Source organism: Devosia beringensis (genome assembly GCF_014926585.1).
Taxonomy (GTDB): Bacteria; Pseudomonadota; Alphaproteobacteria; order Rhizobiales; family Devosiaceae; genus Devosia; species Devosia beringensis.
In genome coordinates this window covers 3,669,682-3,682,886 of record NZ_CP045422.1, presented here as the reverse complement: position 1 = coordinate 3,682,886, position 13,205 = coordinate 3,669,682, and the positions used below count along the sequence as shown (strand labels likewise).

At 64.2% G+C, this 13,205-nt stretch carries 13 protein-coding genes and 2 tRNA genes; 8 read left to right on the top strand and 7 right to left on the bottom strand.

The features are described from left to right. Positions 1-8 precede the first annotated feature (8 nt). Positions 9-1,130, top strand: coding sequence for an anhydro-N-acetylmuramic acid kinase (locus GDR53_RS17920; protein ID WP_193335777.1), 1,122 nt, complete (start codon positions 9-11; stop codon positions 1,128-1,130). Then, positions 1,123-1,545, top strand: coding sequence for a GNAT family N-acetyltransferase (locus GDR53_RS17915; RefSeq protein WP_193335776.1), 423 nt, complete (start codon positions 1,123-1,125; stop codon positions 1,543-1,545). The genes GDR53_RS17920 and GDR53_RS17915 overlap by 8 nt, the downstream gene beginning before the upstream one ends. A gap of 84 nt (positions 1,546-1,629) precedes the next feature. Here the strand turns inward: GDR53_RS17915 and GDR53_RS17910 are convergent, their stop codons facing one another. Beyond that, positions 1,630-2,382 carry an SDR family NAD(P)-dependent oxidoreductase gene (locus GDR53_RS17910; protein ID WP_193335775.1) on the bottom strand — a complete coding sequence of 251 codons (753 nt, stop codon included), beginning with the start codon at positions 2,380-2,382 and terminating at the stop codon, positions 1,630-1,632. A gap of 162 nt (positions 2,383-2,544) precedes the next feature. Here GDR53_RS17910 and GDR53_RS17905 point away from each other — a divergent pair, with 162 nt between their 5' ends. Beyond that, positions 2,545-3,468 (top strand): AraC family transcriptional regulator, encoded by a 924-nt coding sequence (locus tag GDR53_RS17905; protein ID WP_193338161.1) that lies wholly within the window; start codon positions 2,545-2,547, stop codon positions 3,466-3,468. A gap of 258 nt (positions 3,469-3,726) precedes the next feature. Here GDR53_RS17905 and GDR53_RS17900 read toward each other — a convergent pair whose 3' ends face one another. The 3 genes from GDR53_RS17900 to GDR53_RS17890 form a co-directional block, all read right to left on the bottom strand. Further along, positions 3,727-4,386, bottom strand: coding sequence for an outer membrane protein (locus GDR53_RS17900; RefSeq protein ID WP_193335774.1), 660 nt, complete (start codon positions 4,384-4,386; stop codon positions 3,727-3,729). A 136-nt stretch (positions 4,387-4,522) separates the two neighbouring features. After that, positions 4,523-5,884, bottom strand: a complete 1,362-nt coding sequence (locus GDR53_RS17895; protein ID WP_193335773.1) for a sensor histidine kinase — start codon at positions 5,882-5,884, stop codon at positions 4,523-4,525. After that, entirely contained in the window at positions 5,881-6,555 is a 675-nt protein-coding gene (locus GDR53_RS17890; RefSeq protein WP_193338160.1) for a response regulator transcription factor, read from the bottom strand. The genes GDR53_RS17895 and GDR53_RS17890 overlap by 4 nt, the downstream gene beginning before the upstream one ends. Before the next feature lie 308 nt (positions 6,556-6,863). On the opposite strand from GDR53_RS17890, the gene GDR53_RS17885 reads away from it, so the two are divergent. The 5 genes from GDR53_RS17885 to GDR53_RS17865 all read left to right on the top strand — a co-directional run bounded on the left by GDR53_RS17885 (position 6,864) and on the right by GDR53_RS17865 (position 12,188). After that, positions 6,864-8,927 (top strand): prolyl oligopeptidase family serine peptidase, encoded by a 2,064-nt coding sequence (locus GDR53_RS17885; protein WP_210321359.1) that lies wholly within the window; start codon positions 6,864-6,866, stop codon positions 8,925-8,927. Between the two features lie 28 nt (positions 8,928-8,955). Further along, complete coding sequence (locus GDR53_RS17880; RefSeq protein ID WP_193335771.1) at positions 8,956-9,258, top strand: hypothetical protein; 303 nt, start codon at positions 8,956-8,958, stop codon at positions 9,256-9,258. 110 nt (positions 9,259-9,368) lie between these two features. Beyond that, positions 9,369-10,217, top strand: a complete 849-nt coding sequence (gene bla, locus GDR53_RS17875) for a class A beta-lactamase (RefSeq protein ID WP_210321358.1) — start codon at positions 9,369-9,371, stop codon at positions 10,215-10,217. A gap of 181 nt (positions 10,218-10,398) precedes the next feature. Then, a complete protein-coding gene (locus GDR53_RS17870) occupies positions 10,399-10,968 on the top strand; it encodes a TetR/AcrR family transcriptional regulator (RefSeq protein ID WP_193335769.1) in 570 nt (189 codons plus the stop codon). A gap of 53 nt (positions 10,969-11,021) precedes the next feature. Then, the gene (locus GDR53_RS17865) at positions 11,022-12,188 is read left to right on the top strand and encodes a GDSL-type esterase/lipase family protein (protein ID WP_193335768.1); all 1,167 of its coding nucleotides are present in this window, start codon (positions 11,022-11,024) and stop codon (positions 12,186-12,188) included. A gap of 101 nt (positions 12,189-12,289) precedes the next feature. On the opposite strand, the gene GDR53_RS17860 is transcribed toward GDR53_RS17865, so the two are convergent. From GDR53_RS17860 to GDR53_RS17850, 3 genes are all read right to left on the bottom strand, one after another. Further along, positions 12,290-12,366 (bottom strand) — tRNA-Asp (locus GDR53_RS17860). A 286-nt stretch (positions 12,367-12,652) separates the two neighbouring features. Further along, positions 12,653-12,728: transfer RNA gene (locus GDR53_RS17855), tRNA-Val, on the bottom strand. Between the two features lie 143 nt (positions 12,729-12,871). Then, positions 12,872-13,144, bottom strand: a complete 273-nt coding sequence (locus GDR53_RS17850) for an HU family DNA-binding protein (RefSeq protein ID WP_193335767.1) — start codon at positions 13,142-13,144, stop codon at positions 12,872-12,874. Positions 13,145-13,205: the final 61 nt, after the last annotated feature.

Here is a 13,205-nt window from a genome sequence, read left to right as displayed (position 1 = left end):
GAAGCGCCATGCAGCCGATCTGGGCCGTGGGCCTGATGACCGGAACCGTGCTCGACGGCTATATCGACGTGGCGCTGGTGCAGACCGATGGCGAGAGCATTACCGCCTTTGGCGACTATACCCTCGCCCCCTATCCGCCATCGATCCGCAGCCTGCTCGAGGAAACCCTCCGCCAAGCATTGGTCTGGCAGTTCGAGGGCCCCGAGCCGGCCATCTTTGCCGAAGCCGAGGAGGCCATTACCCGCGCCCAGGCCGCCGCAGTGGCGGACCTCGTCCGCGCAGCCGGGCTGACGCCGGCCGATATCGGCATTGTCGGCTTTCACGGCCAGTCGGTGCTGCATCGGGCGCCGCAGCCGGGCCGCATCGGCGCCACGCGGCAATTGGGCCATGGCCAGCTGATGGCGGACCTGCTGGGGATCCGGGTGGCCTCCGATTTCCGCTCCGCCGATGTTCGGGCCGGCGGCCAGGGCGCGCCGCTGGCGGCGCTCTATCATCAGGCGCTGCTCCGGCGCCTCGGCTATGTCGACGGCCGCACCGCTGTGCTCAATCTGGGCGGGGTCGCCAATATCACCTGGTGGGACGGCGCCGACCAGCTGATCGCCTTCGATGTCGGACCGGCCAATGCGCCGATCAACGACTTCATCCGCGGCCTGGGCCTGGGCGACATGGATCGCGACGGGCAGCTGGCGCTGCGCGGCACGGTGGACGAGGCGCGCCTGGCGCAATTGCTGACCCACCCCTATCTCAGCGCGCCCTATCCCAAATCGCTCGATCGCTTCGACTTCTCTGCCCGCATGGCCGACGGGCTGAGTGCCGAAGACGGCGCGGCGACGCTGACCGCCTTTACCACCGGCGCCGTCGGCAAGGGGCTCGGCCTGCTGCCGCGCCGGCCCGAGCGGCTGGTGGTCTGCGGCGGCGGCAGGCACAACCCAGCCATCATGGCCATGCTGGAAAGCCGGGCCGGCGTCGAGCCCATTGCCGCCGATACGCTGGGCCTGCGCGGCGATGCCATCGAGGCGGAATGCTTTGCCTTCCTCGCCGTACGGGTATTGCGCGACCTGCCGATTAGCTTTCCCACCACGACCGGCGCGCCCCACCCCCTCACCGGCGGCAGGCTCAGCCATGGCTGAGCTGTCCCTGACGCTGACCGGCCAGCCCGACGCGGCAAGCCTGGCGCAGCTGGGCGATAATCTCAGCGCCTTCAATGCCGCCGATGTCGGCCCGTCCGGCCGCGCGGCCCTCGCCGTGCTGTTGCATGAGGGCGAGACCCTGGTCGCCGGGCTGTCCGGCTATACCGCCTGGGGCTGGCTCTACGTCCAGTGGCTCTGGGTGGCCGAAAGCCAGCGCGGACAGGGCCTGGCCGGGCGCATGCTCGCCGCGGCCGAGGCCGAGGCGCGGACCCGCGGCTGTCACGGCGCCTATATCGACACCTTCAACCCGCAGGCCCTGCAGGTCTATCAGAAGGCTGGCTACACGGCGTTCGGCGCCCTGCCCGACTTTCCCCGCGGCCGCACCCGCACCTTCCTCTCCAAGCCCCTGGCCTGACGTGCGGTCGTCGCCGCCAACGCGCGGTGGATGGCGCCCGGTCCGAAGCGATCCGGGCGCCATCCTGATTAGCAATCGGGGTAGCTAGTAGCCGACACCACGAACGCCGCCCGCGGCGCGGATCGATTCACCCGTCACCCAATGGGCATCGTCCGACGCCAGAAAGACCGCCACCGGGGCGACATCGGCAGGCTCACCGAAACGGCCAAGCGGGGTGCCCGCAATCAGCTTGTCACCGAATTCGCCGGCGAAATTCCCGTCAGTGCCCGGGGTGTTGGTGTGGCCTGGCAGGATGGAATTCACCCGGATGCCACGCGAACCGAGCTCTCTGGCAAGCGCGAAGGTCATTGTGTCGACGGCCCCCTTGGTCGCGGCATAGACACTGGATGCCAGATAGGGGTCGGTGCTCAGAATCGAACTGATATTGATGACACTGCCGCCCGCGTCCCCGAAATGCTTGACCGCTTCGCGGATCGCCAGGAGCGGACCCAGCACGTTCAGGTTGAACTGCTTGTGGAAGGCGTCCTCGGTCAGGTCAGCGACCATTTCGAAAATAGCGATGCCGGCATTGTTCACCAGCACATCCAGCCGACCATGCCCGGTCATGACGGTGTCAAACAGGGCAATAATGTCGGCTGAACGGGTCATATCTGCCTGGATGGCCACTGCAGTGCCTCCTGCGCCTTGGATCGAGGCGACCACGGCGTCTGCGGCCTGCTTGTTGCTGGCATAGTTGACGATGACCGTGGCGCCTTCGCTGCCCAGGGCCTTGGCGATGCCCGCCCCGATGCCGCTCGACGCGCCCGTGACGATGGCAACTTTTCCACTCAGTTTCATTGGTTTATCCCGCCTTGAATGCGCCGGGCACAAACCTCATGGCCCGGTCGACAGGCGTGATGTGGGGAGCTGGCGGGAAGACAGCGTGCCGGATCCTCGCGCATTCTTGCCTATTCTTCTCATTGTCTTGTTATCCCGGGAAGCAGGGTGATAGGCTTGTCCATGATCAATGACCTAAAAGACTTGCGCAACTTCGCCATGCGCGCCGACGACAAGTGGACCGAGACCGGGCTCCCCCGCGTATCCATGGTGCGCGCAGAGGCCTGTTCCAATCAGGTCTATCAGCCGATGATCCATCTGGTCCTGCAGGGCAGCAAGAGCCTTTCGGTTGGCGACCAGATCCTGAATGTCGAGCCAGCCAGTTATTTTGTCGTTCCGGTAGATGTGCCCGCTATCGGTCAGGTCCGCCCCGAAAAGCCGGGCCTGCCCTATCTGGCACTGAGCCTGACCCTTGATCCTGCCGTCATCGGCGCCCTGCTCGCCGAACTCGACGAGAAGCCTGCCATAAAGGCGGCCCCGACCTTCCAGGTCTCTGGCGTTACGCCGGAACTCCTCGATGCCTGGGGCCGTCTGGTGCGTCTGGCGGAGCGTCCAAAGGAGGTAGCGCTGCTGGCACCGATGATTGAGCGTGAGATCCTGTTTCGCGTTCTGCAGGGGCCACAGGGCGATCTGCTGCGCCAGATCGGGCGTGCCGATAGTCGGCTGGCCCAACTCCGCACGGCCATAGACTGGATCCGGGCGCATTATGACGAAGCCTTTCGCGTCGAACCGCTCGCCGCCATGACCGGAATGAGCGTGGCTGCCTTCTATCGCCACTTTCGCGACATGACGGCGATGACGCCCATCCAGTACCAGAAGCGACTGCGGCTGCTGCAGGCGCGCCAGCTGTTGTTGTTCGAGCCGCGCGATGCGGCGGCGATTGCCTACTCCGTGGGGTATGAAAGCGCGTCGCAGTTCAGCCGGGAATATGCCCGTATGTACGGCATGCCGCCTGTTCGTGATGTGGCGCGCTTCAAGACACCGGTGCCCGAGCGGCCCCGCCGCACGGCACCGTCGACACCTGCACTTCTCGATGCATCCGCCTGACCGGGCCGGGTTGCTGGCACTCTGTCCCTTGGCAAAGCCACACCCTGGTTGGATAAAATGCTGCTTCCAGCGTCGCTTGACGACGGAATAACCCAGGCCTTCGACAAGGTGCAGCGTCCGCTCAAAAGCCTGCCGCGAGACTGACAGCCGGGCAGACCCGGCGGCGCGGCAAGGCGGACAGGCCGGGCTCATCGTGACCTCCGCCATAGCGGGAATCGAGCCCGACCTGCCCTATGCAGGGAACAAGGCGCCGGGGCGCTAGAAGCGGTAGTTCAGGCCGACGGTTGTGGAATGATTGACGAGGTCGTCCTCGCGCGCGGCACCAGCCACCGTGCTGTCGACATCGAAGAACCGGGTCTGGAGATACTCGGCGCGCAGGCTGAGATTGTCGCCGAGCTTGTGCTCGAGGCCGCCGCCAAAGACGGCCCCGGCATGCCAGTTGCTGGGCGAGGACGTGGCGCCGGTGGCCTTGAGTTCGGAAAACACCGCACCACCCGTGCCATAGAGCAGCATGTCGCCCAGGGCCACGCCTGCCCTGCCCTTGGCGGCAACCGACCAGTCCTGCGCCAATCCGGCGCCCGGCGTGAGGGCGTAATGCAGTTCGTCCGTCCACAGGCCCTGGACTTCAGCGCCCAGCACGAACATGCCCAGCTGCTGCAGATAGCCGGCCTGGGCGCCGGCGGTGAGGCCGTAATCGCCGAGATCGAAATCAAAATCGCCTTCCGTGCGGCCGCCTATGCTGCCGCCGACATAGGCGCCCGACCAGTCGTCGGTGGCCACCGCCAGACCCGCGTCGCTATAGGACAAAGCGGGTGCGGGGACAGGGTATCCGACATCGGCAGCCTGGCTGGCTGCTCCAGAAGACAAAACGGCCAAACCGGCGAATACGGTGGCGATGGGGAGGCGGTGAATATGCATTGAGAAGCTCCTGAGACTGTTCCACGAGCCATGCACGGCCCGTACACGGACACCCTGATGGGTACCGTCGAGCGCAAGATGGGAGACCAAGCTTGCCTCAGGCTTACGGGGCTTTGCCCGCCATCGATTATTGCGGTCAGGCCGACTTAAGCGGCAGGCTGATGACGAACATGGCGCCGCCCGAGGCCGCATCGCCCAGGGAAAGATGACCCTGATGGCGACGGATGATCATGTCGACCAGGTTGAGCCCGAGACCGGTGCCGCGCGTCGTATGGGTTACGCGATAGAAGGGCTCGAGGACGCGATCGCGTTCGTGCCTGGCGATGCCCGGCCCCTCGTCGCTTATGGCCATGCTGCCATTGCGATCCACCTGCACGAGGATTTCCCCGTGCTGACCGCCATAGGCGACGGCGTTCTGCACGATATTGGTCAGCGCCCGCACGAGACTACCCGTGTCGCCGTCGACGACCACGGGGGCATCGGCAGCGATCAGCGACAGCTCATAGCCGGCGGCATTGGCCAGTGGCGCCAGATCCCCCACGACTTCGCTGGCCACCTCGTTGAGGTCGACAGGGCCGAAGCGCGTGCCGGTCAGATCCATGCGCTGCAGGTCCAGCAATTGGTCGGCAAGGCTGGACAGGCGGGCTACGTCGACGAGCAGCCGCGTCTGGGCCGGAAACGGATCCTCGGCTTCGATGCGGGTTTGCATGATGGCAATCGGCGTCCGCAATTCATGGGCGGAATCAGCGAGAAACCGCTCCCGCGCGGCGTAGGACTGGTCGAGACGCGTCAGCGCATCATTGACCGAGAGCACGAGCGGCGCGACCTCGTCGGGCACGTCGTCAAGCGAGAGACGGGCGCCGCGGGCATGGCTGTGAATAAGCCGTGCCTGCGCGGCGGCGGCGTTCAGGCCCCGCATTTCGCGTCGCACCACGATGGGGATGACCACGGCGCTGACGATCACCACCGTCACGGCAATGCCGGCCGCGAGCGCGCCCAGAACCCAACCGATAATGTTGACCGCACTGATCACTGGCCCATTGCCTGTCATGATGCGCACCATGCCCGCTGCGGATGGCTCGGTGCGCAGCCCGATGCCGCCTTTGCCGCTGTTCACCGTTCTGGCGTCAAAGCTCTCAAAATCCCAGGACGTTTCGGCAATCGCACGGTAGATCGGCGGCATGGCGCCGATGCTGACAGTGGCGCCGGCCGCCGTCCTGGCGTGGAACCAGATGTCTGGATAGGTGGCGATGAGTTGCTGCAGGGCCGCGGTTGGCGTCACCACGATCGTGCCACCATCGGCTGGTCGAAGGCTCTGCGCAAACGGCTCGCTGACCGTGATGTCCAGGGTCTTGGCGTCGCCGAGTTCGCGGTAGATCGGGTAGACGACCAGCGGGAAGACGCAGGCGCCGAAGAACAGCAGCAGCCCCAAGATCTGCACCTGGACCATGCGAAAGGTGAGCTTGCGTTCAAGCTTGTTGGTTTTTGTCCGGCTCATGGGGTGTGCTTGAGGAAATAGCCCACGCCACGCACCGGCTGGATCGAGACGCGTGCACCGGCATCGCTCAGTTTGCGCCGTAGCCGCGAAATATGGGCTTCAAGGGAATTGGACTGGATTTCATCGTCCGAGCCATAGACTTCCTCTTCAAGAACGCCCCGTCGCACCGTGCGACCGGCTCGGCGCATCAGGCTTTCGAGCACCAGATATTCCATCCGCGGCAGATCGAGCCGCGCGCCCTCGATGAAGACTTCGGCCTGGTTGAGGTCGAAGCTGAGATTGCCCACTTCAAGACGCTCGGACGCCATCTGCGTCGGCCGGCGCAGGACGGCCCGCAAGCGGGCCACCAGCTCGTTGATGACGAATGGCTTGGCGATATAGTCGTCGGCACCCAGATTGAGGCCTTCAACGCGATCCGCGGCGGCCCCGCGCGCCGAGAGGATAACGACAGGGACATTGGGTCGACGCTTGCGCAGATAAGCGATGAGTGTGGCGCCATCGCCGTCTCCCAACTGGCGGTCGAGCAGGACCAGGTCATGCGCAATCGTCTCGATGGCCTCGATGGCAATTTCGATCGAGGGGGCGCTGTCGGTGACGAAATCGTGCTTTTCCAGCACGCTGCGCAGCAGCGCGGCCATGTCGGGCTCGTCTTCAACCAGCAGCAGTCGCATTTTCACCGGCCTCTCGTGCAACACCAGACACTCTTTTGGACGAGAAGGCTTGCCTCAACATTGCGTCGGCATCCCGACGGCAGGACCTTTTGAGCGATCACTCCATTGCCGCCTGCAAGGTTGACGCAAGCTAAGCGGTCTAAGCAAGCACCCGACCGCCGCTCGGTTCGGCGGTCCGTGACGGAGCCATCTCCGCATAAGTCGACCATTCTGATCGAAGGATAACCATGCAGAACACTGCAGTGCTCGCCATTCTTTCTCTCGTTCTGCTGGGCACAGCCAACACCCAGGCACAGGAGGCCCCAGACATGGCAACCATACCCTATCCCCAAACCAAGCGCGTCGACGTCGTGGAAGACCATTTCGGTCGGACGATAGTTGATCCCTATCGTTGGCTCGAGACCAATGCCGGGCAAGATCCGGAAGTGGCCGACTGGGTCGCTGCCCAGAACGCCGTTACCGAACAGCATCTGGCAACCCTGCCTGGCCGCGACATCTTCCGCGGGCGGCTGGCAGCCATGCTGAACTACGACCAGGTGACCGCGCCAACCAAGCGCGGTGGCCGCTACTTCTATACCAAAAGCTCGGGTCAGGAAAACCAGCCGACCCTATATGTCCGTGATGCACACGACGGCACGGACCGCGTTGTCATCGACCCCAATGGCTGGTCGGCCGATAATGCCGATGCCCTGGCGGAGTGGGCGCCCTCGGATGACGGAGCGCTGGTCGCCTTTGCCGTCCAGACCGGTGGCACGGACTGGCGAACAATCAAGATCATTGACGTCGATAGCGGCACTGTCCGCGCGGATGATCTGCAATGGGTGCGGTTCAGCACCATCACCTGGGCCAAGGACAATTCCGGCTTCTTCTACTCGCGCTTCCCGGAACCCGAAGGGCCGGGCAGCGCCACAGGGGGCATAGCCAACCAGGCCATCTATTTTCACGCGGTGGGGACCACGCAGGCCGAGGATCGGCTCGTCTATGCCGATGCTGCGCAACCGCAAGTGCTGCAGCTTGCCGATATCACCGATGACGGTCGCTACCTTCTCATCGCCACCACGCCCGGCGCGGGCGTCAATGGCCTGACGGTGATCGATCTGGCTGATGCGGATTGGACGCCGCGCCTGCTGATCGACAATTTCGAGGCCGAATGGTCGGTGATCGGCAACCAGGGCGATCTGCTCTATGTCCTGACCAGCCACGATGCCGAGCGGCGCCGCCTGGTTACATTGGATCTGGCGCAGGCCGATCCACAGCCGGTTGAAATCTTTCCGGAAGACGAGGCCGTCCTGACCTCGGCGGCGCTGCTGGGCGGGCGTTTGCTGGCGACCTATCTGGTGGACGCCAATACGGAAGTTCGTCGCTTCCACACCAGCGGTGTCCCCGATGGCACGGTTGCGCTGCCCGGCATCGGCAGCGCCGGCGGCCTGCGGGGCAACGGCGCCGACGACGAGGCGTTTTTCATCTATTCGAGCTACGATACGCCGATCAGCGTCTATCGCTACTCGGTGGCGGGCAATGACCATACGCCCTGGGCCAAGCCCGAGGTTGCCGCCGACCTCGACAGCATCGTGGTCGAACAGCGGTTCTACCGATCCAAAGACGGTACCCGGATTCCGCTCTTCATCATGCGCCGCAACGATGTGACGGGGCCGGCACCGACCCTGCTCTATGGCTATGGTGGCTTCGGCATCAGCCAGGTTCCCTTCTACAATCCGGCGCATATGGCCTGGGTCGAACAGGGTGGCGTCGTCGCCGTGGCCAATATCCGGGGCGGTGGGGAATATGGACGGGCCTGGCACCGGGCCGGGCAGCTCGAAAACAAGCAGAACGTCTTTGACGACTTCATCGCTGCCGGCGAATTCCTCAAGGCCGAGGGCGTCACCAGCCAAGGCGGCCTAGCGATCCAGGGTGAGTCCAATGGCGGTTTGCTGGTGGGCGCCGTTGTCAATCAGCGGCCTGATCTGTTCGCGGCGGCGCTGCCCGGCGTCGGGGTGATGGACATGCTGCGCTATCACCAGTTCACCGGTGGGCAGATGTGGATCGCCGATTTCGGCAATCCCGCCGAGGAGCGCCACTTCAACAACCTGATGGCCTATTCGCCCTACCACAATATTGCGGACGGCCAGGACTATCCGGCCGTTCTGGCGACCACAGCCGATACCGATGACCGCGTCGTGCCGGGGCACAGCTTCAAATATGTCGCTGCGCTTCAGGCTGCCGAGCTTGGACCCAGGCCGCGCCTTGTCCGCGTCGAAACGCGAGCAGGTCACGGCGCGGGCATGCCGCAGGACAAGGTCGTAGCCCTCTATGCCGACATGTGGAGCTTTGCCGCCCACTGGACGGGCCTGACCGTCACGCCGGTCAAATAATCACGCAACCAAACTGGAGAATACCATCATGTACAAAAACCTTCTCGCCGGCCGTCGCCGGTCCGCTCTCTCCCTTGCCGTTCTGGTCATGCTCAGCACCGCCCTGGCCGGTTGCCAGACAACCGGGGAACAGCTCAATCAGGATTACGGGACCTGCGAGAGCTTCGGGGCGCGCTATGGCTCCCCCGAGCACTCGCAGTGCATGCTCGTGCAGCAACAGCGCCGGGATAACGAATCCCGCAACGCCCTGGAGGAGGCGCGCCTGGCGACGGAAATCTCGCGAAGCAGTCAGGAAATGATCGACGCCCGCCGTCTACAGCGCGGCAACTAGGCCCCAGCGCCTGGACCAATGATCAGGGCGGGGCCAGACAGGCCCCGCCCGCTTTCGTTACCGCCCGCTTCGGGCAGAAGCCGAAGTGGCAAAAAAAGGCGTGAAACATGATGAGAAAGCTATTTGTTCTGGCGCTGCTGCCCGCACTTGTCCTCAGTGCCAGCGGGTTGGCCCGTGCCAATGATCGCATTGTGGCAGCCGCCGAGAGAATAGAAAAGCAACTGGACGCACGGGTCGGTCTGGCCATCTACGCCCCTGCCGACGGTAGTTGGTGGCTCTACAATGCCGATCAGCGCTTTCCCATGGCCAGCACCTTCAAGGTCCTGGCCTGCGCCGCGCTGCTGGCCAGCGATGTCGCTGACAGCCCCACCATGCTGGTGCAGGAATTGCAGGACTATTCGCCGGCGACCAAGGATATGGTGGGGCAACTGGTTTCCCCCTACCAGCTTTGCGACGCCACCATGAGCACCAGCGATAATACGGCTGCCAATCTCGTGCTCGACGCCATTGGTGGCCCGCCGGCGGTGACGCAATTCGTGCGTGGCCTGGGCGATGAGACAACCCGCTTGGACCGTATGGAGCCCGACCTCAACGAGGGCACGCCCGGCGATCCACGCGATACCACCACGCCGCAGGCCATTGCGCGCACCTTGCACGTCTTGATCCTGGGCGATGCGCTGCCGGCGCCCAAACGATCGGTGCTGACCGGCTGGATGCGGTCCAACGAAGGGGGCGGGCCACTGCTGCGCGCCGGGGTCCCCCAGGATTGGATCGTCGCGGATCGCACCGGCGCTGGTAGCAATGGCACGCGCGGCGTGGTTGCCGTCCTGTGGCCCGCAGAAGCGCCGCCCATCGTGGCGGCGATCTTCATCACCCAGACCACGGCCTCCATGGAACTGCGCAATGCCGCTATCGCGGCGCTCGGCCGCGCCATCACCGACGCTGTCGCCGCTCGGTAGCCAGCCCCCTGCCCACAGGACCATTTGGTGCGCGGCCAGCCCGCCACCATCGGCCAGCGGGCAATGAATGATCTTCCGGGAAAGCCAACCGGCCTGCAGGCGGCCCGCCATCAGGTCGCCCTTGTCTCTCGTAAAACCTAATGCTATTAGTTTTCTGACAGCATAGATTAGGAACGGCTGGATGGCACGCGCTGGACTGACGCGAGAACGGATTGTGCAGGCGGGCGCTGCTTTGGCGGACGAGCGCGGCTTCGAGGCGCTGACACTGGCGGAGCTGGCGCGGCAGTTCGGCGTCAAACTGGCCAGTCTCTATTCGCATCTCAAGAATTCCGATGACCTCAAGACCGGCGTAGCCCTTCTGGCCCTGGCCGCGCTGGCCGACCGCGCTGATGAGGCGGTGGCCGGACGGTCGGGCAAGGACGCCTTGATCGCCTTGGCCAATGTTCATCGCGCCTTTGCGCAGGAGCATCCCGGGCTGTTTCAGGCCGCCCGCTATCCGCTTGATGCCGAGACGGCAACCAGCAGCGGCGGGGCACGGCTGTCGCGCATCAATCACGCCATGTTGCGCGGCTATGCACTGACCGACGCAGACCGGGTCCATGCCACAAGACTGCTGGGAAGCTTCTTTCTGGGCTTTGCCGTGCTGGAGCTGGCCGGCAGTTTTTCCCATAGCGAGCCGGCTGCAAGTGCCTCCTGGGAACGAAGCCTCGACGCGCTTGATGGCCTGCTCAAGAGCTGGGCCGGCGATTAGTCCGACCCAACGCCCTCTGCATCTTCCCCTATTTCAGACCACGAGAAACTGTCATGTCACCTGCCCTGCTTGCCTTTACCACGCCGATCACCGCCGACCTGCTGCGCGGCCATATCGAGCTTGAGCACACCGCCTCGGGTGTGCTGCCGCATCGCCTGCCAGCATGGGCGCGGGCGCAAAGTGGCGATCCCCAGCTGATGATGGTGGAGGCCCAGCCCTCCGGCGTGCGGCTGGTGTTCCAGAGCGCGGCCACCACGATTGCGCTCGATATCCTGCCGACCAAGCGTGTTTATGTCGGCATGCCTGCGCGGGCTGACGGCGTCTATGACCTGCGCATCGATGGCCAGCTGCTGCGCCAGCAAAGCGCCGCTGGTGGCAAGGTCATGCGCATCGACATGGCGAAAGGATCGGCGAGCCTCGAGCCCGGGGAGATGCAGACGCTGCACTTCGAGGGCTTGCCCGGGCACGAAAAACTGGTGGAAATCTGGTTGCCGCATGACGAGACGACCGAACTGCTCAGCCTCCGGTCGGACGCTGAAATCACCCTTCTTGCCGCCAGCGCCAAACCGGTCTGGCTGCATCACGGCAGCTCGATAAGCCAGGGCTCCAACGCAACTTCGCCCACCGGCATCTGGCCGGTGGTCGCCGCAGGCCATGCCGATGTCGAGCTGGTCAATCTGGGTTTCGGCGGCAGTGCCCTGCTTGATCCCTTCATGGCCCGCACCCTGCGGGACACGCCGGCCGATCTGATCAGCATCAAGATCGGCATCAACCTGGTCAATCTCGATCTGATGCGCCTGCGTGCCTTCGGGCCGGCGGTCGAGGGGTTCCTCGACACCATCCGGGAGGGGCATCCGACAACGCCGCTACTGGTCGTGTCGCCGCTGTTCTGTCCGATTCACGAGAAGACGCCGGGGCCGGGCATGTTCGATATGGCCTTGCTGGCACAAGGCCGATTGAGCTTTCTCGCCTCGGGCAACCCGCAGGACATTGCGCAGGGCAAGCTGACCCTCTCGGTGATCCGCGAACGCCTTGAATCTATTGTCGCGCGCCGAGCGCAGGCTGACGGCAACCTGCATTATCTCGATGGCCGGGCCTTGTATGGCGAGGCTGATAGCGGGCATCTGCCGCTGCCAGACCAGCTGCACCCCGACGCCGCCACGCATCAGCTGATCGGTGACCGGTTTGGCCCGCTGCTGCGCCAGCTGCTGGCTACTTGAGGCATCAGCCAACCCCACCAACAACTTGAAAAGCTGCAGCTGGTCCGGCGAACTGTTAGACACTGATTTTATTGGGAAACGCGCAAACCCTTGAGAAAGGGTGGCGCGAGAGACGGGGCTCGAACCCGCGACCTCCGGCGTGACAGGCCGGCGCTCTAACCAACTGAGCTACTCCCGCAGCGGCGGCGGAACAAGTCTGCCGCGCAACGTGGGTGTCGTTTACCGACCCCCTAGGACCAAGTCAAGCGAGCAAATCCAGATTGCTGTGACATTTTCAAGAAACCTGGTTCGACTGTGGAAAAGCGACGCTGAATCAGCCGCTAGCGTCAAAATCTTGATGTGAAAGGTCAGATTCGCACGATGTTAGCCGAACTGTGACCAAAGCGCCCTATCTGCTGTGCTGCGCGGTTCACCCGCGCTTGCACTATCGGAACCTGCGGTCGGGACGGGCGGCAGGGGGAGAATGGTGGGCGATGACGGGCTCGAACCGCCGACATCTTCGGTGTAAACGAAGCGCTCTACCAACTGAGCTAATCGCCCGCTGCCGATCACGTGACCGCAGCAAGGTGGCTCTGATTAAGGGCCCTGCCCGCCAGCGTCAACCCATCAAATGGGCCGCACATGAAAAGGCCCCGGCGCAGAACGCTCGGGGCCCGATCGCAGGTCAGTCGGATCGACTGATCTTAGTTGATCGCGTCCTTCAGGCCCTTGCCGGGCTTGAACTTGGCCTGGTTGGAAGCCGGGATCTGAATCTCGGCGCCGGTAGCTGGGTTGCGGCCGGTCGATGCCTTGCGCTGCGAGACAGCGAAGGTGCCGAAGCCGACGAGACGGACTTCATCGCCAGCCTTGAGGGTATCGGTGATTGCGGCGAACACGGCATCAACCGCTTCAGCAGCCTGTGCCTTGGTAATCGTCGCCTTGTCGGCAACAACGCCAATCAGATCGTTCTTGTTCATTGCGTTTCCTCAGAGTGAATTGCCCGCCTCGCGGCAAACATCAAAACGCGGCAACCCTTGG

Excerpts from the sequence above, each read along its gene's own strand:
- GDR53_RS17920 (WP_193335777.1), top strand. The coding sequence starts at position 9 with ATGCAGCCGATCTGGGCCGTGGGCCTGATGACCGGAACCGTGCTCGAC.
- GDR53_RS17915 (WP_193335776.1), top strand. The coding sequence starts at position 1,123 with ATGGCTGAGCTGTCCCTGACGCTGACCGGCCAGCCCGACGCGGCAAGC.
- GDR53_RS17910 (WP_193335775.1), bottom strand. The coding sequence starts at position 2,382 with ATGAAACTGAGTGGAAAAGTTGCCATCGTCACGGGCGCGTCGAGCGGC.
- GDR53_RS17905 (WP_193338161.1), top strand. The coding sequence starts at position 2,545 with ATGATCAATGACCTAAAAGACTTGCGCAACTTCGCCATGCGCGCCGAC.
- GDR53_RS17900 (WP_193335774.1), bottom strand. The coding sequence starts at position 4,386 with ATGCATATTCACCGCCTCCCCATCGCCACCGTATTCGCCGGTTTGGCC.
- GDR53_RS17895 (WP_193335773.1), bottom strand. The coding sequence starts at position 5,884 with ATGAGCCGGACAAAAACCAACAAGCTTGAACGCAAGCTCACCTTTCGC.
- GDR53_RS17890 (WP_193338160.1), bottom strand. The coding sequence starts at position 6,555 with ATGCGACTGCTGCTGGTTGAAGACGAGCCCGACATGGCCGCGCTGCTG.
- GDR53_RS17885 (WP_210321359.1), top strand. The coding sequence starts at position 6,864 with ATGGCAACCATACCCTATCCCCAAACCAAGCGCGTCGACGTCGTGGAA.
- GDR53_RS17880 (WP_193335771.1), top strand. The coding sequence starts at position 8,956 with ATGTACAAAAACCTTCTCGCCGGCCGTCGCCGGTCCGCTCTCTCCCTT.
- bla (WP_210321358.1), top strand. The coding sequence starts at position 9,369 with ATGAGAAAGCTATTTGTTCTGGCGCTGCTGCCCGCACTTGTCCTCAGT.
- GDR53_RS17870 (WP_193335769.1), top strand. The coding sequence starts at position 10,399 with ATGGCACGCGCTGGACTGACGCGAGAACGGATTGTGCAGGCGGGCGCT.
- GDR53_RS17865 (WP_193335768.1), top strand. The coding sequence starts at position 11,022 with ATGTCACCTGCCCTGCTTGCCTTTACCACGCCGATCACCGCCGACCTG.
- GDR53_RS17850 (WP_193335767.1), bottom strand. The coding sequence starts at position 13,144 with ATGAACAAGAACGATCTGATTGGCGTTGTTGCCGACAAGGCGACGATT.